21 protein-coding genes and 1 riboswitch are annotated in these 25,059 nt (G+C 51.1%); of the genes, 19 read left to right on the plus strand and 2 right to left on the minus strand.

Translation table 11 applies throughout. The features are described 5' to 3' along the window. Positions 1 to 68: 68 nt before the first annotated feature. A riboswitch (cobalamin riboswitch) is annotated at positions 69 to 258 on the plus strand. A 402-nt stretch (positions 259 to 660) separates the two neighbouring features. The 18 genes from cobJ (at position 661) to AB4111_RS21385 (ending at position 21,433) form a co-directional block, all read left to right on the plus strand. Continuing rightward, a complete protein-coding gene (gene cobJ, locus AB4111_RS21300) occupies positions 661 to 2,592 on the plus strand; it encodes a precorrin-3B C(17)-methyltransferase (protein ID WP_442033123.1) in 1,932 nt (643 codons plus the stop codon). Between the two features lie 292 nt (positions 2,593 to 2,884). Next, on the plus strand, positions 2,885 to 4,087 hold the full coding sequence (locus tag AB4111_RS21305) for a sirohydrochlorin chelatase (RefSeq protein WP_442033124.1): 1,203 nt from the start codon (positions 2,885 to 2,887) through the stop codon (positions 4,085 to 4,087). Next, positions 4,084 to 4,854 carry a precorrin-6A reductase gene (cobK, locus tag AB4111_RS21310; protein ID WP_442033125.1) on the plus strand — a complete coding sequence of 257 codons (771 nt, stop codon included), beginning with the start codon at positions 4,084 to 4,086 and terminating at the stop codon, positions 4,852 to 4,854. The genes AB4111_RS21305 and cobK overlap by 4 nt, the downstream gene beginning before the upstream one ends. A gap of 71 nt (positions 4,855 to 4,925) precedes the next feature. Beyond that, on the plus strand, positions 4,926 to 5,573 hold the full coding sequence (locus AB4111_RS21315; protein WP_278297837.1) for a precorrin-8X methylmutase: 648 nt from the start codon (positions 4,926 to 4,928) through the stop codon (positions 5,571 to 5,573). Positions 5,574 to 6,151: 578 nt separating this feature from the next. Then, positions 6,152 to 6,358 carry a hypothetical protein gene (locus AB4111_RS21320; protein ID WP_442033126.1) on the plus strand — a complete coding sequence of 69 codons (207 nt, stop codon included), beginning with the start codon at positions 6,152 to 6,154 and terminating at the stop codon, positions 6,356 to 6,358. Between the two features lie 38 nt (positions 6,359 to 6,396). Next, a complete protein-coding gene (locus tag AB4111_RS21325) occupies positions 6,397 to 7,533 on the plus strand; it encodes a cobalt-precorrin-5B (C(1))-methyltransferase (protein ID WP_442033127.1) in 1,137 nt (378 codons plus the stop codon). Then, positions 7,496 to 8,779 carry a precorrin-6y C5,15-methyltransferase (decarboxylating) subunit CbiE gene (gene cbiE / locus AB4111_RS21330; RefSeq protein WP_442033128.1) on the plus strand — a complete coding sequence of 428 codons (1,284 nt, stop codon included), beginning with the start codon at positions 7,496 to 7,498 and terminating at the stop codon, positions 8,777 to 8,779. The genes AB4111_RS21325 and cbiE overlap by 38 nt, the downstream gene beginning before the upstream one ends. A 53-nt stretch (positions 8,780 to 8,832) precedes the next feature. Continuing rightward, the gene (gene cobI, locus AB4111_RS21335; RefSeq protein ID WP_442033129.1) at positions 8,833 to 9,582 is read left to right on the plus strand and encodes a precorrin-2 C(20)-methyltransferase; all 750 of its coding nucleotides are present in this window, start codon (positions 8,833 to 8,835) and stop codon (positions 9,580 to 9,582) included. Continuing rightward, positions 9,579 to 10,376 (plus strand): precorrin-4 C(11)-methyltransferase, encoded by a 798-nt coding sequence (gene cobM, locus AB4111_RS21340; protein WP_076332461.1) that lies wholly within the window; start codon positions 9,579 to 9,581, stop codon positions 10,374 to 10,376. The genes cobI and cobM overlap by 4 nt, the downstream gene beginning before the upstream one ends. Next, entirely contained in the window at positions 10,369 to 11,457 is a 1,089-nt protein-coding gene (locus AB4111_RS21345) for a cobalt-precorrin 5A hydrolase (protein ID WP_442033130.1), read from the plus strand. Before cobM ends, AB4111_RS21345 begins: the two co-directional genes overlap by 8 nt. 467 nt (positions 11,458 to 11,924) lie before the next feature. Continuing rightward, a complete protein-coding gene (locus AB4111_RS21350) occupies positions 11,925 to 13,439 on the plus strand; it encodes a cobyrinate a,c-diamide synthase (RefSeq protein WP_442033131.1) in 1,515 nt (504 codons plus the stop codon). A 153-nt stretch (positions 13,440 to 13,592) separates the two neighbouring features. Further along, positions 13,593 to 14,315, plus strand: coding sequence for an SDR family oxidoreductase (locus AB4111_RS21355; RefSeq protein ID WP_442033132.1), 723 nt, complete (start codon positions 13,593 to 13,595; stop codon positions 14,313 to 14,315). A gap of 43 nt (positions 14,316 to 14,358) precedes the next feature. Next, positions 14,359 to 14,997, plus strand: coding sequence for a ThuA domain-containing protein (locus AB4111_RS21360; protein ID WP_253441472.1), 639 nt, complete (start codon positions 14,359 to 14,361; stop codon positions 14,995 to 14,997). A gap of 72 nt (positions 14,998 to 15,069) precedes the next feature. After that, positions 15,070 to 15,450, plus strand: a complete 381-nt coding sequence (locus AB4111_RS21365; RefSeq protein WP_442033133.1) for a phasin family protein — start codon at positions 15,070 to 15,072, stop codon at positions 15,448 to 15,450. Then, positions 15,451 to 17,121, plus strand: a complete 1,671-nt coding sequence (locus tag AB4111_RS21370; RefSeq protein WP_442033134.1) for an ABC1 kinase family protein — start codon at positions 15,451 to 15,453, stop codon at positions 17,119 to 17,121. Between the two features lie 102 nt (positions 17,122 to 17,223). Continuing rightward, on the plus strand, positions 17,224 to 17,412 hold the full coding sequence (locus tag AB4111_RS21375) for a hypothetical protein (RefSeq protein WP_442033135.1): 189 nt from the start codon (positions 17,224 to 17,226) through the stop codon (positions 17,410 to 17,412). 520 nt (positions 17,413 to 17,932) lie between these two features. Next, positions 17,933 to 19,384 (plus strand): SulP family inorganic anion transporter, encoded by a 1,452-nt coding sequence (locus AB4111_RS21380; protein WP_442033136.1) that lies wholly within the window; start codon positions 17,933 to 17,935, stop codon positions 19,382 to 19,384. Positions 19,385 to 19,831: 447 nt separating this feature from the next. Next, on the plus strand, positions 19,832 to 21,433 hold the full coding sequence (locus tag AB4111_RS21385) for a DEAD/DEAH box helicase (protein WP_442033137.1): 1,602 nt from the start codon (positions 19,832 to 19,834) through the stop codon (positions 21,431 to 21,433). 482 nt (positions 21,434 to 21,915) lie between these two features. Here the strand turns inward: AB4111_RS21385 and AB4111_RS21390 are convergent, their stop codons facing one another. Further along, positions 21,916 to 22,848: a hypothetical protein gene (locus AB4111_RS21390; protein ID WP_442033138.1), complete on the minus strand. Its 933-nt coding sequence runs from the start codon at positions 22,846 to 22,848 to the stop codon at positions 21,916 to 21,918. A 2-nt stretch (positions 22,849 to 22,850) separates the two neighbouring features. Further along, on the minus strand, positions 22,851 to 22,994 hold the full coding sequence (locus AB4111_RS21395; RefSeq protein WP_165980303.1) for a hypothetical protein: 144 nt from the start codon (positions 22,992 to 22,994) through the stop codon (positions 22,851 to 22,853). A 262-nt stretch (positions 22,995 to 23,256) separates the two neighbouring features. Between AB4111_RS21395 and AB4111_RS21400 the strand changes: the two genes are divergently transcribed. Continuing rightward, positions 23,257 to 25,050 carry a vWA domain-containing protein gene (locus AB4111_RS21400; RefSeq protein ID WP_442033139.1) on the plus strand — a complete coding sequence of 598 codons (1,794 nt, stop codon included), beginning with the start codon at positions 23,257 to 23,259 and terminating at the stop codon, positions 25,048 to 25,050. Positions 25,051 to 25,059 lie beyond the last annotated feature (9 nt).

Raw genomic sequence — 25,059 nt, forward strand, 5'->3', positions numbered from 1 at the left:
ATAGAAGAACGGACAAGTATCATAAGCATGGACATTATTTCCTGCGCGGTGTTATTATGAAAACAATATTGAATGAAAACAAGCAAGGTGCTCTTGCGTGCAGCAAGAGGTAACAGGGAATCGGGTGAAAGTCCCGAGCGGTCCCGCCACTGTAATGGTGAAGCCCTTTTTGATCCAAGTCACTCGGAAAGCCGGGGAAGACAGAAAAGGAAGCTGATGATCCAAAGCCAGGAGACCTACCTTGCATGTGTCACCGAACCCTTCGCGGAAAGGAGTGGTGTACGAAGAATCAGGAAATGGGCGAACAAGCGGTTCGCCTGGCTGGCCCCCCTTGGGCCACATAGTCACAGGACTACCCTCAGGGAGTCTGGACTATGTTCTTGAGTGTACGTACATGCGTATCCCATCCGTTACAAGGATGGGATTTTTTTGTTTTTATAGATAAATGTACATCCTTGTGATACCTGCCCTATGTAGGGAAATTGCAGGTAGAAGAATAGATTAGTTGGATCATAACAGGTGATGTAAGAGCCTTGTTGATAGTCTGAGTAAACAGAGCTGACGAGTTGGACATGCAGTACAGTGGGGGAGAAGGTCGGCATAGCCGCCCTTCTTCACTGTTTAGATCAGTACGACAAGTGTGATGAAGGAGGAGAAGTAATGCAAGATCAAGGCAAGCTGCTGATTATCGGGTTCGGTCCAGGAGCAATGGAACATATCACCAAGCGGGCACTCGAAGCACTTCAGGAGAGCGAGGTAATTATCGGATACAACACTTATGTGGATCTTATTCGCCCTCTGTTGAACGGGCAAGCGATTGTGCGCACAGGTATGACGGAGGAAGTAAGCCGTGCACAAGAAGCAGTCAGACAAGCGGAGATGGGCAAAATTGTTGCCGTAATTTCCAGCGGTGACGCAGGCGTATATGGTATGGCTGGACTGGTGTACGAGGTGCTGATGGAGCAAGGCTGGAAGCCGGATACGGGTGTTGCCGTCGAAGTTATTCCGGGCGTATCGGCCATTCAGTCCTGTGCATCACTGCTTGGTGCCCCCGTTATGCATGATGCATGTACGATCAGCCTTAGTGATCACCTTACGCCGTGGGAGACCATTATTCGCCGGGTCGAAGCCGCAGCGTCCGCTGATTTTGTCATTGCCCTGTACAATCCACGCAGTGGACGGCGCACACGCCAGATCGTGGAGACACAGGAAATGATTCTGCGTTATCGTGACCCACAGACCCCGGTAGGTCTGGTGAAAAGTGCATACCGTGAGCGTCAGGATGTTGTCATGACCACACTGGAGGATATGCTGAATCATGATATCGGCATGCTGACGACCGTGATTATCGGCAACTCTTCGACCATGATGTACGAAGGACTCATGGTCACCCCGCGCGGGTATCAGCGGAAATATACGCTGAACACCGCGGAACAGTCGCTCAGACCTCATGAGCGACTACGCACAGAAGCCGAGCCATGGTCGCTCGGCGCAAGGGAAGCCCGCTCTGCCGCCTCCGGCGAGGCAGCGGGCGAGAGCCCGGCCAGCGATGCATCGGCCGCGCAGCCACAGGCGGAGCCAGCCCTGCGCGGCGCAAGCGCCGGAGCGGGCACGGCTCCGCAAGGGCAGCCGCCCGCTGTCGCAGGGGCAGCTGCCGCTACGCCTGCGGCAAGCCCGGCGAGCAGCGCTGGCACCGCCGTGCTTGCTGGCGAGCGACCTGCGCCCGTTGCGGCAGAGGCCGCTCCGGGCGGAGTCGCCGAAGCGCCACGCGCCGGAGCAGCTGCGCTTGCCGCCGAGGCGCTGACACGGCTCGCGGCAGGTGGCGCGCTAGCGGGCGAATCGGCGAGCCGCTGGCTGGATGCAGCAGCGCCGAGCCGAGAGGCAAGTGCACCGCAGGCTGCGACCGCAACGGCGGTACGCACCGTGCCCGAGCCTGGGCGTAAGGCGCCGCTGTTTGAAGTCGGCGTGTCGCCCGGCGTGGGCAACAAAAAATTCACCGCAGCCCAGATGGCGCTGCTGGCGCAGTGTGCAAGTGAAGACGGCGAACTGGAGTACACGCCGGAGCACCAGATTATTCTGAGAGTGCCGACATTTGAACCGGACTCGCTGGTTAAAGAGCTGCGTGCAGCGAATTTTATCGTTGTACCGATTGGCGATGTCATCAAAGTGAAGGCTTGTGACTTCTGCAATATGGAGAAGGACGATGCTGTCCCGATGGCTAACCATTTACAGGCCGTGATAGGCGGACTGGGTGCACCGAAAGAAACAAGTGTGGCGCTGAATGGCTGCGGTATGGCATGTTACGGGGCAGTGCTGGAGGATATCGGCATCGTGTATCGCAAAGGTGCATATGACCTGTTCCTCGGTGGCAAGAAATTCGGCCGCAATGCTCACCCTGCCCAGCCCGTAGCGGAGGGAATCCCGGGTGATCAGATTGGTGGAATTGTGGAACGAATTGTGGCCGATTACAAGGAAAAAGGCCATCCGAATGAGCGATTCCACAAGTTCTTCAAACGAGTTGGTGTAATTCAGGGCTTCCGCCATGTGGATGCACCAGTCACTGTGGAAGTAAACCCGATATGTGGTGACTAATTCCATACTTAATTCCTTACTAAATACCTAACTAAGCCTTGAGTAAGTATTAATTGAGTCCTTGCCTGCATGGCTTCTTTCGTGGAGACGTGATGGTGTAGCCTGTCAGGACCTATCTAATATTTCGCAATATTCGCTGGATTTCAGCTGACATAGATGAATTAATTTTTACGATTAATGCGGTGAATGGATGGAATGACTGGTTTGGCGTAGTTTTAGCCGGATGAACTGGAATGCCAAATGAATATGAAAAGTCTGATCTGTGGGTCAGACGGGGGAGGAATAACGAAAGATGGATGCAATATTGTTGGTGGGACACGGGAGCCGTGACCCTGAGGGGAACCGGGAATTGAAGGAGTTTGCACATGAGGTAGCAGCGAAGGCACCAGAGAATACGTTGGTGGAGACCTGTTTTCTGGAATTAACGAGACCAAGTATTGCTGAAGGTGTTACCGCTTGTGTGGACCGAGGTGCAACACGTGTTGTGTTGGTGCCGATCATTCTGTTTGCTGCCGGTCATGCCAAGATTGATATTCCTAACGCCATTGACCGCGCCAAGGCACGTTATCCGCAGGTGGAATTCGTATATGGTCGTCCCATCGGTGTTCATGAGAAAGTTGTTCAGATCATGCAGACCCGTCTGCAAGAAGCACAACCTGTACTTGTCGCATCCCAAGGCGGTACAGCCGTAGCGGCTCCACCTGCTCCGGTGACGGATGAAGAGACCGCCGTACTGGTGCTTGGACGGGGAAGCAGTGACCCGGATGCCAACAGTGACTTTTTCAAAATGACCCGGATGTTATGGGAGAAACTGCCGTACAAGTGGACGGAAAGCAGCTTTATTGGCGTGACTCAGCCCTCTTTCCCGGATGGATTGGAGCGTTGTCTATTGCTTGGCGCGAAGAAAATCATCATCATGCCTTATTTCCTGTTCACAGGTGTACTGATCAAGCGTATTGATGAAATGACCGCAGAATTTGCAGCGGCACATCCAGACATTCAGGTCGAGGTTGGCGGATATTTTGGCTTCCACCCGAAGCTAGTTGAACTGGTACTGGAGCGGGCTCATGAGGGGTTATATGGACGTGTAACAGCCAACTGTGATAACTGCCAATTCAGACTTGAAGCAGCCAAACACCATCACCACCATCATGATCACGACCATGGGCATGACCACGATCATCACCACGATCACGACCACGATCATTCGGACCATGATCACTCGCATCATCATGACGAGCATGATCATCAGCACGTACATGCACACGATGACCAGCATAAGCATGAACACGATCATGATCACACGCATACTGCCGTCGATCGTCAAACATCACTCGATTATCATCATGATCACGACGAAGAGTTGCATCATACGCATCACGAGCAAGAAGTTCATCGGAACAACTCAGATGACGCAGAAGAAATCGTACAAGAAGTGGCTTCTCCCGATCAGTCACAGGTTGCAGCAACTTCGGAGCAGGTGAATCGTCCATGATCTTCATGTTGTGTGGTACAAGTGATGCCAGGGAACTGGCTCTACAGATCCAGCAGCAAGGTACAGACGTACTGACTTCTGTTGTAACCGACAGTGCTGCCCATAGCCTGACAGAGGCCGGATTACCTGTTCGGACAGGCCGTTTGACTGTGGAAGCGATGGTGGAACTTGTGCGTGAAAAAGGTAGCCGTGCCATCGTGGATGCAAGTCATCCGTTTGCCGAAGAAGCACATGCCAATGCGATGGAAGCAGCCAAACAGGCGGGTATTCCATACATTCGTTACGAGCGAACGGGTCTCGCGTACGATGATCATGCGTTGCTGCATGTCGTGTCTTCTTACGATGAAGCGGCACTCAAGGCCAAAGAACTGAAGGGCTCGGTCATGCTGACGACAGGTAGTAAAACGTTACAGATTTTCACCAAGCACCTGCTCGGTGATCCGGATATTCGTCTCGTTGCCCGCATGCTTCCACGTCTCGATAATATGGAGAAATGCGGTGAGCTTGGCGTTGAACAGCGCAATATTATTGCGATACAGGGACCTTTTTCCCGTGAAATGAATGAAGCCTTGTACAAGCACTATGCGACGACAGTAATGGTGACCAAGGAGAGCGGCAAGACCGGAGCGGTGGATGAGAAAATCCAATCTGCACTGGAGCTGGGCATTCATGTCGTGTTGATTTCACGCCCCGAGGCTGAATTTGGAACGGTGTTTGACCATTTTGAAGGTGTGTTGGATGAGTTGAATCGTGTATTGGTGCAGTAGAGCACCCCAATAGTTTTAATTTGAATAATGAATTTTTGAATGACACCACTAGTAGAAGGAGTGAAATGCACATGGATTTCAAAACGGAATTTAAACCGTTGACCGTACAACCACAGGAGATTGAGGGTAAGAGCTTTGAGATGATCACGGAGGAACTGGGTGAGCATCCGTTCACGGCTGAGCAATATCCCGTGGTACAGCGGGTCATTCACGCCTCGGCTGACTTCGAACTGGGCCGGAGCATGGTGTTCCACCCGGATGCCATTCAAGCGGGAATTGCAGCGCTTCGCGCCGGCCAATCCGTCATCGCTGACGTACAGATGATTCAGGCTGGGGTAAGCAAGGATCGCATTCGCGGTTTTGGCGGAGATGTACATGTACATATTTCCGATCCCGATGTGATGGAAGAAGCCAAACGCCTGAACACCACTCGGGCCATCATCTCGACGCGTAAAGCTAATCAATTATACGAAGGCGGAATCTACGCCATTGGTAACGCACCAACAGCACTGCTGGAACTGATCCGTCTGGTCAAAGAAGGCGAAGCGAAACCAGGCCTGATCATCGGTATGCCGGTCGGATTCGTATCCGCAGCAGAATCCAAAGACGAGCTGCGCAAACTCGACATCCCGTTTATCACCAACATCGGCCGCAAAGGCGGAAGTACCATCGTCGTAGCCGCCCTGAACGCCATCTCCCTGATGGCAGTGAAGGCGTAGTCGTTTGGATAAACGAGCAGAGGTTAGTAAAGGCAATCGTGACGGAAACAAGCGTTAACGAAACTTAACGAACCTTACAGGCCTTATATTGCCGAGTATCATCCGTTTCACATTTTAACGAACCTAAGTAACGCTATTCCGGTAAAACACGCCAAAAAGTAGTGAAAACAGCATCTGTATAACGAAAGAACGTCTCTACGATTCGTTACCATTTTCATTTGTGGAATGTAGCCGCAATAACGCGTCCTCGGTTTGTTAAAAGGTAGATGTTATCAAAAGGCATCCATTCATAGACGCAAAACCGCGTAACTACAATCCATGCCAAGTCCTACTGCATGGAATGCCCAGTTACCACAAACAAACCTCAGGGCATTGTTTAGCCCAAGAGGTGGCACTAACCCTTTGTCAGTGGCGCACACTGATGCCATGAGTTCAAGCGAAGCCATGTAGATAATCAATAGAAATCTACACAAGGGCAAAAGCGCGTAACTACATTCCATGCCAAGTCCTACTGGCATGGAATGATCAGTTACCACAAAAAAAACCTCAGGGCATTGTTTAGCCCAAGAGGCGGCATTATGCACTGTGCCAGGTGGATGCAGAAGCAGGTAGCAGCGAAGGGGACGGAATCGATTCTGAAGAAGCGGAGCGGTCGCCTTTGTCTCTGGATTTCTCCCTTTACAAAAGGGAATCAAGGAAATCTGGAGACAACAGCGATCATAAGAACGATCCGTACCCGTAGCGGCCACCCAAGCGCCAAAGCCACCACCCCGCACACAGCGTAATGCCATCTAACTAACCAAGGACGGGAGGTTCAAAACCCATGATAGGCGGCAATACACCAGACCCCGACAAACCAATGCGTTCCGGTTTCACCACAGGAGCGTGTGCCACAGCCGTTGCCAAAGGAGCGACGCAACTCCTGTTAACGGGCCATGTCCCTGAGCAGGCCGTGGTTTCATTGCCCGCGGGCTTTGACCACTCGTTCGAACTGATCGAGCAGGAACTGACCGATGGCGTAGCGACCTGTGCCACCATCAAAGACGCCGGGGATGACCCGGACGCCACACATCGGGCGAAGATCATCGCACATGTGTCCTGGCGGGACGAGCCGGGCATGGAACTGGATGGGGGCATCGGCGTAGGCCGAGTCACTAAGCCTGGACTGCCCGTGCCTGTAGGCGAAGCGGCAATCAATCCCGTTCCGCGCCGCATGATTACCGAGGCGGTCACCCAGGTGCTCGCCGAACACGGCACAGCCAGAGGGGTACGGGTTGTGATCAGCGTGCCGGACGGCGAAGAGATGGCGAAGAAGACACTGAATTCCCGTCTCGGTATTCTGGGCGGCATCTCCATTTTAGGTACACGAGGCGTGGTCGTTCCGTTCTCCACCTCTGCTTATAGAGCCAGTGTGGTGCAGGCCATCTCAGTTGCTCAGGCATCCGGCTGTGAACATATTGTGCTGACAACGGGTGGCAGCAGTGAGAAATATGCCATGAAGATGATGCCCGAACTGCCGGAGGAAGCTTTTATCCAGATGGGGGACTTTGTCGGCTTTGCGATCAAACACGGTAAACGGTTGGGCATGAAACGCATCACTCTGGTTGGGATGCCAGGCAAATTTGCCAAAGTGGCTCAAGGCGTCATGATGGTGCACTCCAAGAGTGCGCCGGTGGATTTTGGATTTCTTGCGTCCGTTGCCCGCGAGACCGGAGCTGGAGATGAACTGGCGCAAGCGATCGAGGAAGCCAACACGGCGACTCAGGTGGCGGATATGATGACTGAAGCGGGCTATTTGCCCTATTTTGAAAAGTTATGTACATACGCCTGTCGGCACTGTTTGGAACATGCTGGAGGCGGCGTGACGGTAGAAGTGGTATTGGTAACGATGAAAGGAATGGAACTGGGGAGGGCGGAAATCAGTGAACTCGAAGACAGCAACTGGAGCAAACAATCGTAAAATCCGCATTATCGGCGTAGGTGAAGAAGGCGCGGCAGGATTAACAACAGATAGCCTGAATCTCATTCAGGAGGCAGATGTACTCGTTGGCGGAGAGCGCCAGCTAGAGTATTTCCCTGCATTTGTAGGTGAACGGTTAGCGATTAAGAGCGGTTTAAGCGATCTCGTTGTGAAAATAAAAGCGTTACAGGCCACACACAACGTTGTTGTGCTTGCCTCGGGTGACCCGCTGTTCTACGGCATCGCCGGGTATTTAGCGCGCAAACTCGGCCCGGATCAACTGGAGATCCGGCCTAATCTCAGTTCGCTGCAGCTGGCATTTGCCCAACTTGGCGAGAGCTGGCATGATGCCGTGCTCGAAAGCGTGCACGGTCGCCCGCTCAAGGGCCTCGCACAGCGCATCGATGGCAAAGCCAAAGTGGCGCTGCTCACGGACGAGCACAACAGCCCCGCTGCGATCGGGGCTTATCTGCAACAATTCGGCATGACCGAGTATGATGCCTACGTTGCAGAGAACCTGGGCGGGGCAGACGAACGTGCCCGCCATTACACCCTCGACGAGCTGGCGGCAGCAGAATGCAGCCCGCTGAACGTCGTGATTTTGCTGCGCCGCAAGGATGCACCTGCGCCGCGCAAAGGCTTCGGGTTTGCAGATGAGGAATTCCATCAGCGCAAACCCGAAAAAGGCCTCATCACCAAGCGTGAAGTCCGCGTGTTCAGCTTGTCTGAGCTGAAACTGGGCGAGGACAGCATTGTGTGGGATATCGGTGCAGGTTCAGGCTCGGTGGCGGTGGAGTGCACGCGGCTGGCGCCGCGGGGTCAGGTCTTCGCCATTGAAAAAAACGAAGGGGACCTCGTGAACATCGAGGCCAACCGGATCAAATTCCGGACAGACTTTACCGTCCTTCATGCCAAAGCTCCAGCAGGGCTGGACGAACTACCGAATCCGGATGCGGTGTTCATTGGCGGCAGCGGCGGTGAACTCGCCCAACTGATCGCTTTGTGTGCGTCCCGGCTACGCCCGGAGGGACGCATTGTGGTGAATGCAGCGACCATCGAGACGCTGCATGACAGCATGAAGGCCATGCGCGAAGCGGGCCTGATGGCCTCTGTGACGTTACTTCAGACGGCGCGCAGCAAGCCGATCCTGAACATGACGCGTTTTGACGGATTAAATCCGATTTACGTGATCACAGGACAGCACACAGTAACCGAAGAAGCGGAATCCGCAGACGGAGCAGAGTGATTTTTCAATGAACGAACAAGGGGGAGAATAGCATCAGTACAACAACAGGAAGTATGACAGGGGAAATCACAGATACAGATGTGTCGTTGAGCGGTAAAACAGTAGGCACGCTGTATGGCGTGGGTGTCGGGCCGGGAGACCCGGAACTGATTACCGTGAAAGCGTTCCGGATGATCCGGGAATGTCCCGTAGTCGCTTATCCAAAGAAACGTAAAGGTGGCAAATCATACGCCCATGAGATCGTGGAACTGTATGTGAACCCGGAAGAAAAAGAGATGCTTGGCCTGATCTTCCCGATGACCAAGGACCCGGTTGTGCTTGAACGCGAATGGGGCAAGACCGTTGAAGCGTGCTGGGGTGCACTCAAGGAAGGCAAAGATGTTGCCTTTGTAACCGAGGGTGACCCGAACCTCTACAGCACATTTATTCATCTGGCCCGGCTGATGCGAGAGCTGCATCCTGAAGTGCCGATTAGTTCGATCCCGGGCATCTCATCCGTATTGGGTGCAGCGGCAGCGCTGGATATACATTTGGCAGATGGAGATGAGCAGGTAGGCATTATCCCGGCTACGGCAGATAAAGAAGCGATGCGACAGGCAATTGAACATCACGATACGATTGTATTTATCAAAGTGGCAAAGGTGCTTGACCCGATGCTGGAACTGTTGGACGAGATGGGACTCGGCGGCAAAGCGTCGGTTGTCACCAAGGTCACTTCTCCATATGAACTGGTCTGGCGCGATGCCCGTGAACTGAAGGGGCAGGAGCTGGAATATCTAAGCCTGATGGTGGTGAGCAAATGAAGACATTGGAAGCGAAAGTCTATATCGTAGGTGCAGGTCCGGGTGACCCGGAACTGATTACGGTGAAGGGTTCCAACATTCTTAGAAGTGCGGATCTGGTGTTGTATACGGATTCCCTTGTGAATGATGAACTGATTGCAACCGCGAAGCCCGAAGCAGAAGTACTGCAAAGCTCTGGCATGGATCTGGAACGTCAGGTTGAGCTGATGTGTGAAGCGACTCGTGCGGGTCGTAGTGTAGCTCGTGTGCACACGGGTGATCCTGCGATGTACGGCGCAATTTTGGAACAAATGGTACTGCTGAAACAGCAGGGCGTGGAATATGAGATCATTCCGGGTGTGAGTTCGGTCTTTGCTTCGGCCGCTGCGTTAGGAGCTGAATTGACTGTACCGGAACTCACACAGACCGTTATTCTGACACGTGCAGAAGGCCGTACCCCAGTGCCTGAACGGGAGAAACTGCGTGATCTGGCATCCCATCACTGTACGGTGGCGCTCTTCCTGAGTGCAACTTTGGCAAAAAAAGTCGTGGTTGAATTCCTCGCCGCAGGCTGGAGCGAAGATACACCTGTGGCAGTCGTGCAGCGGGCGACATGGCCTGATCAGAAGATTGTACGGACCACGCTTGCCAATCTGGCAGCGGATCTGCGTGCCGCCGGCATTACAATGCATGCAATGATTCTGGCAGGCTGGGCGCTAGACCCGGATCTTGTGAACCGGGATGCCCACCGTTCCAAGTTGTACGATAAATCCTTCACCCATGGCTATCGCAAGGGAGTGAAGTCTGGTGAGTAATCCGTTTGCAGCCGTTGCCATCACGAAGCATGGTGTGGAGATGGTGCGTAATCTGGCAGGGCAGTTCCAGGGCACGGACGTGTATTATATGAGCAAGTTTGCTCGTGGCGATGAAGAGCAGTTGGGTTATGAGCTGTTTGAAGGCTCGGTGAAGCTGATTTTGCCTGATTTGTTCAAACGATATAATGGCATCATTCTGTTTATCTCACTGGGTGCAGTTGTGCGGATGATTGCTCCGATCCTGGTGGACAAAAAAGTCGATCCTGCCGTCCTGGTCATTGATGACCGCGGCGAAAATGTCATTAGCGTGCTCTCTGGTCACCTCGGCGGTGCGAACGAGTTAACTCGTCAGGTCGCAGAAGTACTCGGCGCACGTGCTGTCATCACGACAGCTTCAGACGTGCAAGGCACTATCCCTGTGGACATGTTTGGCCGGGAGTTGGGCTGGATCGTAGACAGCTTCGACAAGGCGACACCTGTCAGTGCGGCTGTTGTGAATGAAGAGCCTGTAGCTCTTATTCAGGAGACGGGGGAGCGAAACTGGTGGAGATATAACAAGCCCGTGCCGGATCATATCCGTGTCTTCAACAGCCTGGAGGAAACGGAATCCTTCCCGTTCAATGCTGCGCTGGTCGTCAGCGACCGCCTGCTTTCGGCAGAAGAAGAGGAACGTTTTCTCACCAATGGTGTATTGTATCGTCCGAAAAGCCTCGTGCTCGGCATAGGCTGTAATCGCGGCACATCTATCGAGGAATTGGAGCAGGAAGTTCTTGCTACCTTGGAAGAGTTATCCCTTTCCGTAAAGAGCGTGCGCAACATTGCCACGATCGATCTGAAAAAAGATGAAGAAGGCCTGTTGGCCCTTTGCGCCAAATACGGCTGGGAACTCGTGACCTACACCCCTGCGGAACTGAATACAGTGAAGCTTGCCAATCCATCCGAGACGGTATTCAAATATACCGGAGCCTATGGCGTGAGTGAACCTGCGGCATTGCTCTCCTCGGGAGCCGACCATTGGCTGCTAGAGAAGAAAAAGAGCGGTAATCTGACGATCTCCGTAGCTCGCGTTTCATTCGAATAGACATAAGTATGAAGTAAATTTACTTTACACAGGTACTGCGATGACAGAACAACCTTTCGATCACGGTTATCCCCGGATTTTTTTGATTCCCTTTTCAAAGGGTAAAATCCGGTGATAAGCGTATGCTTCCGATGTGGCTTTCTTTCAGAAAGTTTTTAGGCGAGATGATGCTTACGAAGCAGCTTTCTTTCAGCAAGCTTTTGGCGTTGCTTCTTCAGGTTATTTCTGTCCTCTCCATTATTGTGTCAACGTTCATTTCATGAATAAAGAGTGCACATTAATCTTGACCGCATCGCTATATGATGCGGTTTTGTTTAGATTATAGAATTTATTCGTTTTCAGCGGAGCTGAAGGATTCGATAATCGCAAGAAAAGCAACAACTAAAACACGAATGGTTCATCCTTGATAGTGCTTCGATTAGAAGCTTTTGTTATATAGAAGAAAAGACATAAAGGTGGAGATGACAATGAGCATTGCAAATCGTAACGCCAGACCCCGACTGATCATTGCAGGCACCGGAAGTGGTGCAGGGAAAACGACAGTAACCTTGGGGCTAATGAGAGCACTCGCCCAACGTGGATTGAGCGTACAAGGGTTCAAATGCGGCCCGGACTATATTGATCCGACCTATCATACCGCCGTTACGGGCAGACCGTCACGTAATCTGGATGCATGGATGACCTCGCCTGAGTATGTGAGAGATATGTTCGAGAAGGCATCAGCCGGACATGATATTTCCATTATCGAGGGCGTTATGGGCCTCTATGATGGCAAAGATCCGCTCAGTAATACAGGCTCAACTGCAGAGATTGCTCTGGTCACGCAGACCCCTGTGATCCTGGTGGTGGACGTACGCAGCATGGCTCGCAGTGCGGCCGCGATTGTACTGGGTTTTCAACAGTTGGAGCCTGAATTAAATATTGCCGGAGTGATCGTCAATCGTTGTGGAAGTGCAGGTCATTATACCATTGTGAAAAAAGCCATTGAGCAGATGTGCGGCATTCCGGTGGTTGGCTGGCTGAAGCGGGACGAGGACATGTCCATCCCGGAGAGACATCTGGGACTGGTGCCTGCCATTGAACGCGGTGAACTGGAGCCATTATTCCAACGGGCTGCCGATGTGCTGATGGAAGGCACGGATCTGGATCTTCTGCTGGATCTGGCAGCAAGTGCCCCGCCGCTCATTGCAGAAGAAATGAGCCCTTCAACCACTGTCTACACGAATTCAGATCATGCTGAATCAGGCTTGTATTACGATTCACATTCCGCTTCAGTGACCAACGTTAATAATCGACATGTATCATATGCAGTAAAGCCTGTTATTGCCGTTGCGCGCGATGCGGCATTTAATTTCTATTATCCCGATAATCTGGAATTGCTCGAAGCAGCCGGGGCTCTATTACAATACTTCAGTCCGCTCGCTGGTGAAGATATTCCAACGGATGTCGATGGCATCTATTTGGGTGGTGGATTTCCTGAGGAATTTGCAGCAGAGATTGCTGGTAACCAAGGGTTCTTGGAAGGACTTCGACAGGCGGCACAATCTAACATGCCTTTATTTGCCGAGTGTGGCGGTTACATGGTGCTCGGGGAAACGTTAACCGACCGTGAGGGTGCCACCTTCCACATGGCGGGTATTATCCCCGCACAGGTGCAGATGCAGAAGAAGCGGGCTGCGCTTGGATACCGTGAAGCCAGTAGCATTCAGGATTCGTTTTTGCTGAAAAAGGGTGAAGTACTTCGAGGTCATGAATTTCATTATTCCACGATGACCTATCGTGATGAAGAAACGATCCCTTATGCGTATGAGACCAAGGGTTTACGTGGCCTGAAGCAAGAGGGATATGCCGCAGGCAACATCGTGGCCGGGTATACGCACGTTCATCTGGGCTCTTACCCGGCAGCCGCTCGAAGGTGGGTGGAACATTGTGTGGCCTTTCGGCAGGAGCGATATGGGTCAGGAATAATAACAGAGCAATAAACCGCTCAATTCAATAAGCAGAATGGCTCTAATCTTTCTTTTACCTCATGAGTCTTTGGTCGTGAAGTTGGCGATCCCATTCTGAATTAAAGGTTTTCAGATGAATATGTGGAATGAATAAAAGACAGAATCATTTTGCGAGGGAGGGACATCATGATGAGAACCGTATGTGTAACGGGAGCTGCTCGGGGATTGGGTCTCGCTTTGACGGCACAGATGCTGAAGAGAGGGTATCTCGTGTATGCGGCTGGTCTGGACGTGGAAGATTCCGAGGGAATTCGCATGCTTGCAGAAGGATACCCTGGCCATCTGCGCGCCATCGAATTGGATATAGCGGACGACCTGTCGGTGGCTCTGTTCACGGAGACATTGAAGCTGGATACGAATCATTTGGATATGCTGATCAACAATGCGGCTATACTAGGGAGTATTACGGATCATATCCGCGGGCCGTTGAATATGGCGGAGATGGCTGAAGTATTTAATGTGAATGCCTTAGGTACACTGCGTGTGACTCATTCCCTGTTACCCCTCCTTCTTCAAGGACAGGTCAAGCTGATTGTTGATATCTCTTCTGAGGCTGGAAGTATAGAGCAATGCAGTCGGGATGGGTGGTATGCCTATTGTATGTCCAAAGCTGCTTTGAACATGCAGGCCCGTCTTGTGCACAATGGTCTGAAGGATGAAGGCGGACAAGTGATGCTTGTGCATCCCGGTTGGGTACAGAGTTATATGCGGGGCGAATTGGATGCTTCTGCGGATCTCACGCCCGAGCAATCTGCACAGCATATCGCAGTACTTATCGACCGCCATGAACAATTTAAAGGAGATCAACCCGCATATGTGGACTACAAGGGAGAGAAACTCCCCTGGTAGTTGGTTTTATACAGTGAGGTGAACAAGAAAGGAGATTGATTGAATGGATCAACGTAAAAAAGCATTGCTACTAGGCGATTATACACATCCGGACTGGCACCCGCTTCAGGGTGTGGATGCGGAGATCAGCCGGATTTTCCATGATACGATGACTGTACAATGCAGTGAGAATCGAAATATGTTGCTGCAAGAAAATATAACCGGATTTGATGTGTGTATCTCATACATGGACGATTGGAAGGGTAAAGTCTCTCCACAGCAGACAGCAGGTTTGTTGTCCTATGTGAGTAATGGGGGTGGACTGGTCATTATACATAATGGCATTTCGCTCCAAAATCGTTATGAACTCAAACAGATGATCGGTGCCAAGTTCCTGCATCATCCGGCTTATGCACCACTTGAATTCACTGTAACGGGAGAAAGCCATCCAGTGACGGAGGGCATTACGAATTTCACAATGGAAGAAGAGCCGTATCAGTTCGAGTTTGGTTCTTTTGCCGAAACGAAGATATTGCTGGAATATCAATCCGAAGATGGACCGAAGCCTGCGGTTTGGGCTCATCGATATGGTGTTGGACGTATTGTTTATCTTATGCCGGGTCACCATGTACCGTCTTTTGCACACGAAACGTACCGCAAGTTACTTCTGCAGGCAGGTAAATGGGCTGCACGTTACGTCTGATCGGACTGACATTTTTGCATGCGGAGTATAAGGGGTATAATATAGAGATCAACGAAGAGGAGGATGACAAAAATGAGCGATTTGTTCAAAAAGGCGATCTCGTTAGGGCTTGGACTTACTGTCGTAAGCAAAGAAAAAATTGAGAAAACCGTGGATGATTTGGTCAAGCGCGGGGAACTTGCGCCCGGTGAATCCAAAGCTTTGGTTGCACGCCTGATGGAACGGGGCGATGAAGAGCAAGGCCAGTTCAAAAGAGTGATTCAGGAACAAGTCAAGCGCGTGCTTCAGGAAGCGGGTGTGGCATCCGAAAGCGATGTAACCAGTCTGGAACAGCGCGTTGCCGTTCTGGAGAAAAAACTTGCCGAACTGGGCCACTCACCACAGCTTCAACCTGATGAATCCCCGGCTCCACTTGAAGTTCCTCCTCCTCTCAAAGGAAACGAGATCGAGTAGATGGCAGTGCGAATCAAACATGTCGGCAGATACCGTGAAATTGCCATGGCGCTTGTGCGTCATGGCTTCGGTTATATGGTCGAGGAGCTGGGCTTGTTCCAGTTGCTGGCTCTGCCCAGACGGTGGATGTCGCGTGAAGCACATACCACCAAAACGCTGAGTGAACGCATCAGGCTTGTGCTGCAGGAGCTGGGGCCAGCTTTCGTCAAGCTGGGGCAACTCGCAAGTACAAGGGCAGATCTATTGCCTGAGTCTGTCATTCGCGAGCTGGTGAAGTTGCAGGATCAGGTCCCGCCGTTCTCTTCCGAGACGGCACGGGGTATTTTGGAACAGGAATTGGATACACCGCTGGAGGAGATCTTTTCCCGGTTCGAGGATACCCCTGTAGCTGCGGCCAGCATTGGACAGGTGCATCTGGGCAAACTTCGAAGCGGTGAATCGGTAGCCATCAAGATCCAGCGGCCGGGTATATCGCGTATTGTGCAGCGTGACCTGGATATTTTGCGTGAGCTGACAGCCATGGCCGAGAAGCGCTGGGATTGGGTGAAGCAATATCAGATTCCGCAAATGGTAGAAGAATACGCTCAGGCATTGATGGCCGAGCTGGATTATACGGTCGAAGGCCGAAATACGGAAAAGATTGCACAGCAATACCAACAGGACAACAAGGTGAAAATTCCGGCAATCTACTGGGATCAGACGTCGTCACGTGTGCTGACTATGGAGTATATCGAAGGTATCAAACTCAATGATCGTGAAGAACTGGTCAGACGCGGCCATGATCTGAACAATATTGCTGAGCGGCTGGTGGACTCATTATTGAATCAGATCTTTATTCATGGTTTCTTTCACGCTGACCCACATCCGGGTAACCTGATGGTATTGAAGGATGGACGTCTTGCCTTTATAGACTTCGGCATGGTGGGCAGTCTGAGCGATGAGATGAAACAGCAGCTTGCTACGCTTATTATTGGGTTAATGCGCAAAGATACGGACAGTATGATCCGGGCCATTGAGAAGCTCGGCATGATGCCGGATGACATGGATCTGCGTGGGCTTCATGTGGATTTGGACAAGTTGCGTACCAAATATTACGATATTCCCTTTTCCAAGATTAGTGTGGGTCAGGCGTTAAACGACTTGTTCGGCGTAGCCCAGAGGCACCGGGTGGTCATGCCTGCCGATATTCTGCTGCTTGGCAAATCGTTGCTTACGATGGAAGGTGTGATCGAACATCTCGATCCTTCCCTGAGCATCGTAGATATGGCCGAGCCCTTTGGGCGGAAGCTGATCAAGGAACGTTTTAGCGCAGGAAGAATCAAGAATCGGTTGTTCCGCAGTGCGGCTGATATGGCCGAAAGTGTCATCGGTCTGCCAGGGCAGTTAAGGCAGTTATCATCCATTATTAGCAAAGGCAAGCTGAGGCTGGAGATTAGTGTCCCTGAACTGGATGCACTCATGCGCAGAATGGACCAGATTAGTAATCGGCTGTCCTTCAGTATTGTGTTACTTGCCTTTTGTATCATCATGGTGGGTTTAATTATCGGTTCGTCGATCAGTCATCAGTCCACGATGCTGTGGGATATTCCGGTCATTGAGATTGGTTTCCTGGTGGCGATTCTGATGGTGGCTTTCCTGCTCTATTCGATATTCAAATCAGGAAGATTCTAGCATAGTATCGCGAGAATACCCGTAAAGAGACTTTCTTCAAAGGATCTTTGCGGGTTATTTTTTGAGAAAACGAAATGATTGAAGAGAATCGGAGGGCTCACTGTGCGAAAAATGATCATCAACCTGGTCTTAACGTTTCTAACCGGTCTATTGGCTTATTATGTTCTGACTCGGACAATAACGTTGGATGCGGTATTCGTTAGTTTATCGGCAACAGTCTTTGTAGCGATGGTATATCTGGCGCTTTATTGGATTAAGAAAGCTCGTGCACCTAAAGATAGGCATGTATAACACTGTTGAGAAAATAGAAAACTATATTGCTGTATAGCTGTTAAAATTTTATGAGTATAGCATGGGAGAGTAAATGATAGGAAAATTAAGATAATTAGAGATAAGTGAATGTTTTCCCAGTGAAATTGTATTAGTGATTATTACATACTCTGACTATAATAATAGGTCAGTAGAATAACGGACCCGGTTTTTCTGAGAGAGGGAAACCCATGGGCATCTGGAGCAGACCAGGATGTCACACAAGGAAGATAACTGATCGTTGTAACGGAACAGAAGCAAAAAACACTGGAACGGAAAACAGACATGATGGTTCATCCAACTATCCATACGATAGGAGTGGTGAATGAGCATGTAACTTAGATGCATAGACAATTGTGCGGAGAAGAATCCGCTATTTTGTGCTGTCTCACACACTTTCATTAATTGCTGAGAGTATTGATCAGTGGTGAATGCTTCCGTTACGCTTCAGGGTCATCTTCCAATTCGAGTAATGACATGTAGGAGGAACGGCAGAGAACATATGAATACTTTAAAACAACAATGGTTCGGCAACATTCGCGGAGATGTGTTAGCAGGGATTACGGTAGCGCTGGCGCTCATTCCGGAAGCCATTGCTTTTTCCATCATTGCAGGAGTCGATCCCATGGTCGGGTTGTACGCTTCGATTACCATTGCGATTGTGATCTCGATTGCAGGTGGAAGACCCGGTATGATCTCGGCGGCAACCGGTGCGATGGCGGTACTGATGGTTGGACTCGTCAAGGATTATGGGGTGGAATATCTTTTTGCCGCTACGATTTTGACGGGCATTATCCAGTTTCTGCTAGGCATATTTAAGGTTGGGCGATTTATTACGTTTGTGCCTCATTCGGTACTGACGGGATTCGTGAATGCACTGGCTATCCTGATCTTTATGGCGCAGTTAACTCACTTCACGGGAGCGAACTGGATTATGTATGCGATGGTGGCGGGCACGCTGGCGATCGTATATATTTTGCCGCGGTTCTTCAAAGGCGTTCCAGCTCCGCTGATTGCAATCATCGTGATGACGATTATTACCCTGGTGTTTCATCTGGACGTAAGAACGGTCGGCGACATGGGGAATATAACGAGCACTCTGCCGATGTTCCACTTGCCGAATATTGCATGGACTTGGGATACGCTAATGATTCTGCTGCCTTATTCATTTACCATGGCACTGGTTGGTTTGCTGGAATCTCTGCTGACCGCAACTATCGTGGATGAGATGACTGAGACCAAGAGCAGCAAGAATCGTGAGGTGCGTGGTCAGGGTATTGCGAATTTCGTGAACGGTTTGTTTGGCGGTATGGGCGGCTGTGCGATGATCGGGCAGTCTGTCATTAATGTGAAGTCTGGTGGGCGTGGAAGATTGTCCACGTTCACTGCGGGTGCGTTTCTTGCGATCCTGTTGCTGCTGTTCAGCGGTGTGGTGAAGCAGGTACCGATGGGTGCGCTCGTCGGTGTGATGTTTATGGTGTGTATCGGAACGTTCGACTGGAGTTCCATCAAAAATATTGCCCGTGTTCCGCGAGCGGAAGCCTTTGTCATGATTGTGACGGTGGCAATTGTGGTCTATACCCACGATCTGTCGATTGGGGTCATGGTCGGCGTTGTGCTCAGTGTACTGCATTTTGGCTGGAAACAGACCAAAATCCGCGTACAGGCGAGCCAGGAACAAGGACAGAAGGTGTACCGGGTTCACGGACCGTTCTTCTTCGGTTCTTCGTCCCGCTTCGTGGATGAGTTTGATGCAGAGGCTGACCCGAAGGAGATCACGATTGATTTCGGAGGTTCACATATCTGGGATAACACTGCGGTTGTGGCTATTGGCAAAGTGAAGTTTAAATACGCGAAGCTAGGCAAAACCGTGCACCTACGCGGGTTAAACGAGGAAAGCTCCCGTATTCTTGAACGGAGTGGGTTTGCCACAGCGAGTGGGCACGGTTCGTAACTTGGTTGGAACGAAGTAAACAGCGAATAGATAACATAAAAAGATAATTTATAATCAGCGGCGCACTTTTTCCGGAAATCGGGGAGAGGGCATCGCTGTTTTTTATTAGAGCCTGAGGCATGCTAGGTCATATCCACAGATCAGCAACCTGAAGGCAGACTTAGAGTCTCTTACTACCCGACTTAAAGTCACTTGGTCGATACAAGTTGCGCTGATCTTGGGATTTTGTGCTACAAGTTAGGGGGTAACGCTGTATCCCCTTTTGTTTTGCTTGACTAACGTGTAAACTACAGGGTATGGAGAAGAAGAGCAACGAGTGGATTGCTTTTTAAAAAATTCATTTCATAATCATGATTGATATAAGGAAAACTAGTCTTGATGGCAGATACTGATACTGAAGTCATTATGAAATGGACTTATCTAAATGAATATACAGAGGTGTAACGATTGGCAAACTTTGAACAACTGGGCATTCGCCCGGAATGGTGCGAGATCCTGAAACATCAGGGCATCGCCGTGCCGACTCCGGTACAGGAGCGTTCGATTCCGGTACTGCTGGGTGGACGCGATATTATCGCCGAGGCACAGACAGGCACAGGGAAAACGCTGGCTTTTTTGCTGCCGATTATTCAGAAAATTAATGTATCTGACCGTTCGCCGCAAGCGTTGATTATCGCGCCTACGCGTGAGCTTGCGCTGCAAATTACGGAAGAAGCGAAGAAACTCACGGCAAACGACGATAAACTGCACGTGCTTGCCGTATACGGCGGGCAGGATGTGGACAAGCAACTGCGTAAATTGCAGAACGGCACCCAGATCGTTATTGGTACACCAGGTCGTCTCCTGGATCACCTGCGCCGGGGCACGTTGAAGCTGAATAATGTCAAAAAACTGGTGCTGGATGAAGCCGACCAAATGCTGCACATGGGTTTCCTGGACGATGTGGAGACGATTCTTAGCGAGCTGCCACACAAACGCCAAACGATGCTGTTCTCAGCAACGATGCCGAAGGGCATTCGCCACCTGGCAAAGACCTACATGAAAGATCCGGAAGATGTAAAAGTATCCTCCCAATCGGTTATCCCGATCAAACAAATTCGCCAGCAGGTGCTGGAATGTACGGATCGCGGCAAGCTTGAAGCACTTCGCGGCATGATTGATACGTATCGCCCATACTTGGCGATTATTTTCTGCCGGACCAAGCGTCGTGCATCCAAGTTGAACCAAGATCTGCGTGAAGCAGGTTATGCAAGTGATGAACTTCATGGAGATCTGTCCCAATCCAAGCGTGAGAACGTAATGAAAGCGTTCCGCGATGCCAAACTGCAAGTGCTGGTTGCTACAGATGTAGCTGCACGTGGACTTGATGTTGAAGGCGTAACGCATGTATTTAACTACGATATGCCGCATGATGCGGAAAGTTATATCCACCGGATTGGTCGTACGGGCCGTGCAGGCGGTACTGGTCTTGCTGTAACGTTTGCAACAGAGCACGACAGACCTGAACTTGCGCGTATTGAACAAGGTATTGACCAGAAGCTGTCCCGTATCCAGTGGACGAGCGAAGGTCCAATTGCTTCAACAGGAGCAGCTAGACGTTCCATCAACAGTCAGGGGGATGACGAACGAGGCGGACGCTCTTCTGGAACAGGCAGCGCCCGTCGCGGTGCAGGCCGTAACGATCGCAGAGATGGCGGACGTGGGGGTCGTGGTTCCCGCGGTGGCGAAGGTGGCCGCAGTGAAGGCGGACGCAGTGGTGGTCGTAGCGGCGGCCGCAGTGGCGAAGAGCGCAGCGCAGGCCGTGGTTCGGCGCGCAGCAGCGACAGCAGTCGCAGTGCAGCAGGCCAAGGTGGCCGCAGCAGTAGCCGCGGTGCGAGCCAAGGCGGACGCAGTGCGGGCCGCAGTGGCGATGAGCGCAGCAGCGGCTGGGCAGGCCGTAGTGCTGACAAGCGCACCTCCGGGCGCAGCAGCGAAGGCTCTCGCCGTCCGGAATCCGCAGGACGCGGACCGGCGAAGGGCGACCGTCGCGATTCTCGTCGCGGACGGTAAAGCTTCTGGCGCAAGCGGCGATATAGCCGCACTTGCGCAGGCACTATGCCATGCCACAGCGTTTGGCATGGCACGTAGGAGAGGGTTCGGGTACAGATGTACCGAACCCTCAAGATCAAGGGTCGCGACGGAACCACGTCGCGACCCTTTTTCAACAGGACAGATGATCGTTTGCACTTATTGTTTTGGTCGTCTCCGAGGACCTGTTTGCACGCCTGTTTATTCCATGTGAAATGCCATTCGGGTCTTTTTTCTTTTTGACCATGTAAGGCGGACAGCACTCGGCAGACTGCCATAAATTACAAAACACCTCATCCTAGACCTAAGGATGGGGTGTTTTTGGATGAATTCTTATATCATTAGAATCATAACCCTCGAATCTGTGATGCTGAGTGCATGCAGGGGTGGATGAAATTGCACTCGTCTATATACAGGGAATGAGTTTGCACTAAACTACGTTTTTCGTTCTCAATGTATCATCCCTACAGCTGAACATCTGCGTATTGATCTCGATATTTCTCGTTATACACCCGGCCCACCGACTCCGCCAGTCCTCCGCGTGCTTTGCTCGGATAGCGTTCAATCGTGTGATAAAGTCTCATGAATCGATCTTTGGGCATAAAGCGGGCGTAGCGGGTAATAAGACTAGGGAATAACTCAATATATTTGCTCTTACGCACGGCAGCAGCAGCAACGGCTGTAAGAATCTGAATTCCATTGTGTAGCTGTAAAATATTCACTTCATAGGTAGCGATATAACGAATCGCGTCTTCTCGGATCAAATCCGGTTTGAGCCGTGCAATCTCACCGATATATTCAGCGAGCAGCCGCTCGAAGCTGTGCAGCAGCAAGGGCTTGAGCTGCAAATCCATATCACTGCGCAGGACAAAGGATTGTAACAGCGCAACCTGTTGCAGTCGAATCCGGTCATTGTAGACGAGTGAGCCGATCTCGCGAAGCATCTCATAGGCCAGTGCTTCATCCTGCTTTCGGGCTTCAGCGACAAGGGCCCAGTTGCGGTTGATGCCCTGACGGATGAGTTCCTCATCCTGTTGCAACGTGCGCTTCAACTCGCGCTGCTGTTCTACCTCGAACGAACGTTTCTGCATGAAGATCAGTAATGCCAGAAGCAACAGGGAAACGCTGGCTGCCGCCATGGTCTGATCTATGGTCTCACCAAAATAGGTGGCCGCTGTACCGAACAATAGGGTAATGAACAGGTCGCGTGCAATTCGACGTTTCACACGGGAAGTCGCTTTCGCCTGAACGGAAATCAGGGTACCCCTGCCACAGGCTGTGCACTCATCTTCCCACAGGCAGGTATACTGTCCACAACGTGTGCAGACTTGCAACTTTTCATAGGCATAGGTCGTTCGATGAAATGGTCTTATGGATACGACTAGTTTAGTACTCATGCTCAATCACGCTCACCATTCAGAATAGTGTAGAGGGTACGATCTGTGTCTTCGCGGGAGACCGGTTTCCGCCGATGAAGCTGGAGTGCAATTACCTTTATAATGACAAAAAGAAACAATATGGCGAGGCATCCGTATGTAACCATAATCCGTTCCCTTCTATGGCTTGGTGAACAAGCGCTGTTATATTGCAGTTTGCTGGCAATAACTATATCATATTTCCATAGTTGGTACTTTTGTGCCAGTTCAAGGCATGAAATCGTCGATTTTTGTCAGTCATTACAAAACTGTAACTCAAGATAGGGGTGCTTTTCAGAATTTATTAGTAGACTGTTAAGATTTCCTTAAGGCTTGACGCCTATAATAAACTATTCCCATTTTAATCTCAAACGTGAAGGAGTACACCCAATGCTGCGGACACGCAAAATACGCTGGCTGAGCGGAACGATGGTTCTGCTGGCCATTCTAACGCTACTGCTACCTCAGGCGTTGCTGCCACACGCTGCAGCGGCTCAGGCACAGACGAGCGGAATCGATGCGGTACTTGTAGCCGATGTAAGTAATTCAATGAATACAAGTGACCGTGACAAGATCAGTAATGAAGCCATGAAAATGTTTATTGATATGTTGCCCGTTCAAGGGGACAAGGTAGGGATTGTCGCTTATACCGATCAGGTGGAGCGGGAAAAGGCTATGCTTACGATTCAGTCCGATGCGGACAAGAGCAGCCTGAAGGACTTTATTGATCAGCTCGGCCGGGGGCCATATACGGACGTCTCAGTTGGTGTCGCCGAAGCCGTCAACATACTGAATCATGGTGCAGACCCGTCTCACTCGCCAATGATCGTGCTGCTGGCTGATGGCAACAATGACTTTAACAAAACCAAAGGCCGTACACAGGCTCAATCGGACGCTGATCTGGCGAAATCCGTGAAGGAAGCACAGGATCAGGGTATCCCGGTGTATACGATTGGACTGAACGCGGATGGCAAGCTGAACAAGGATGCACTCGCAGACCTCGCGAAGCAGACCGGAGGCAAGTCATTCATTACTGATACGCCGGATGATCTGCCACAGATTCTGAGTGAGATCTTCGCCGATCATGCCAAACTCAATGTGGTGAAGCTGCCCTCTGTAACGGGAAACGGCAGTTATCAGGAAGTTACCGTGAACGTGCCAAATGACAGTGTGCTGGAAGCAAACATCTCGATCATGTCCTCGAAGCCGGTGGAAGTGCAATTGACGGACCCTTCCGGACAAGCCGTGGACCTGAACTCGGATGCAGCCAAGCTCTCGACATCGAAGAGTTATTCGCTCGTGAAGCTGTTGAAACCCCAAGAGGGAGACTGGAAACTTCGGGTAAAAGGGGCTCCGAAAGACAGCATCGATATCAACCTGCTGTTCAACTATGATCTTCAGCTCGTTGTGGACCCGATTAAGACCAAGTCCTATACCAAAGGGGACAAGGTTGATCTTGCTGCCAAACTGGAGAATGGCGGTCAGCCACTTCAGGATAATGATCTGTATGCAGATATGAAGGCCACGCTGGTCGTGAAAGATTTGGATACAGGCAAGAGTGAAGAACAACCCTTGGACAATACAGGTTCTGGTTTTGCCGGAACGTTTGAAGTACCGGACAATCATAACTATGAATTGGTCATCCGTGCGGAAGAAGACAGCTTCTACCGTGAAAGTGCGCCAATCACGATTAACGCAGGCGGAGCAACCGGAAGTGGTGCTCAACCGACCACGCCAGGCGGTGAACAGGACAAGCAGTTCCCATGGTTACCTGTCATTCTGGGTGTTGTAGCCCTGATTGTGGTCGGTGTTGGTGTCTGGTTCCTGATGGGTTGGCTGAAACGCAAAAACCGGGGCTTTGTCGGTCAGATGATCGTTGAGATTCGTGATGAGAACACGGGCGACAAGTCATATCCACAATATAAAAAGCTGGTATCCTTCCGGGGCCGATTCCATCTGCATCAGTTATTGCAGCTAGACCCTGAGCTGAAGGAAACCGAAAAATATGTATTTACGCCCAGCAATGGGGATCGAATTATAATTCGTAACACCGCAGGCGGTACCCTGGAGAAATCCGGTCGTGCAGTCGATGCAAGCTCAGGCGTTGAACTGAAGAACGGTGACCGACTGAGCATCCCGCTGCAACAGGCGGACAAGACCATTTTAATTGAGTATCTGGTGTGAAGGATTATT

Source organism: Paenibacillus sp. 2KB_22, assembly GCF_052115745.1.
Lineage (GTDB): Bacteria > Bacillota > Bacilli > Paenibacillales > Paenibacillaceae > Paenibacillus.

Bases quoted from the DNA above. Each gene is read 5' to 3' on its own strand.
- cobJ (WP_442033123.1), top strand. From the start codon at position 661: ATGCAAGATCAAGGCAAGCTGCTGATTATCGGGTTCGGTCCAGGAGCA.
- AB4111_RS21305 (WP_442033124.1), top strand. From the start codon at position 2,885: ATGGATGCAATATTGTTGGTGGGACACGGGAGCCGTGACCCTGAGGGG.
- cobK (WP_442033125.1), top strand. From the start codon at position 4,084: ATGATCTTCATGTTGTGTGGTACAAGTGATGCCAGGGAACTGGCTCTA.
- AB4111_RS21315 (WP_278297837.1), top strand. From the start codon at position 4,926: ATGGATTTCAAAACGGAATTTAAACCGTTGACCGTACAACCACAGGAG.
- AB4111_RS21320 (WP_442033126.1), top strand. From the start codon at position 6,152: ATGCACTGTGCCAGGTGGATGCAGAAGCAGGTAGCAGCGAAGGGGACG.
- AB4111_RS21325 (WP_442033127.1), top strand. From the start codon at position 6,397: ATGATAGGCGGCAATACACCAGACCCCGACAAACCAATGCGTTCCGGT.
- cobI (WP_442033129.1), top strand. From the start codon at position 8,833: ATGACAGGGGAAATCACAGATACAGATGTGTCGTTGAGCGGTAAAACA.
- cobM (WP_076332461.1), top strand. From the start codon at position 9,579: ATGAAGACATTGGAAGCGAAAGTCTATATCGTAGGTGCAGGTCCGGGT.
- AB4111_RS21350 (WP_442033131.1), top strand. From the start codon at position 11,925: ATGAGCATTGCAAATCGTAACGCCAGACCCCGACTGATCATTGCAGGC.
- AB4111_RS21355 (WP_442033132.1), top strand. From the start codon at position 13,593: ATGATGAGAACCGTATGTGTAACGGGAGCTGCTCGGGGATTGGGTCTC.
- AB4111_RS21360 (WP_253441472.1), top strand. From the start codon at position 14,359: ATGGATCAACGTAAAAAAGCATTGCTACTAGGCGATTATACACATCCG.
- AB4111_RS21365 (WP_442033133.1), top strand. From the start codon at position 15,070: ATGAGCGATTTGTTCAAAAAGGCGATCTCGTTAGGGCTTGGACTTACT.
- AB4111_RS21370 (WP_442033134.1), top strand. From the start codon at position 15,451: ATGGCAGTGCGAATCAAACATGTCGGCAGATACCGTGAAATTGCCATG.
- AB4111_RS21380 (WP_442033136.1), top strand. From the start codon at position 17,933: ATGAATACTTTAAAACAACAATGGTTCGGCAACATTCGCGGAGATGTG.
- AB4111_RS21390 (WP_442033138.1), bottom strand. From the start codon at position 22,848: ATGAGTACTAAACTAGTCGTATCCATAAGACCATTTCATCGAACGACC.
- AB4111_RS21395 (WP_165980303.1), bottom strand. From the start codon at position 22,994: ATGGTTACATACGGATGCCTCGCCATATTGTTTCTTTTTGTCATTATA.
- AB4111_RS21400 (WP_442033139.1), top strand. From the start codon at position 23,257: ATGCTGCGGACACGCAAAATACGCTGGCTGAGCGGAACGATGGTTCTG.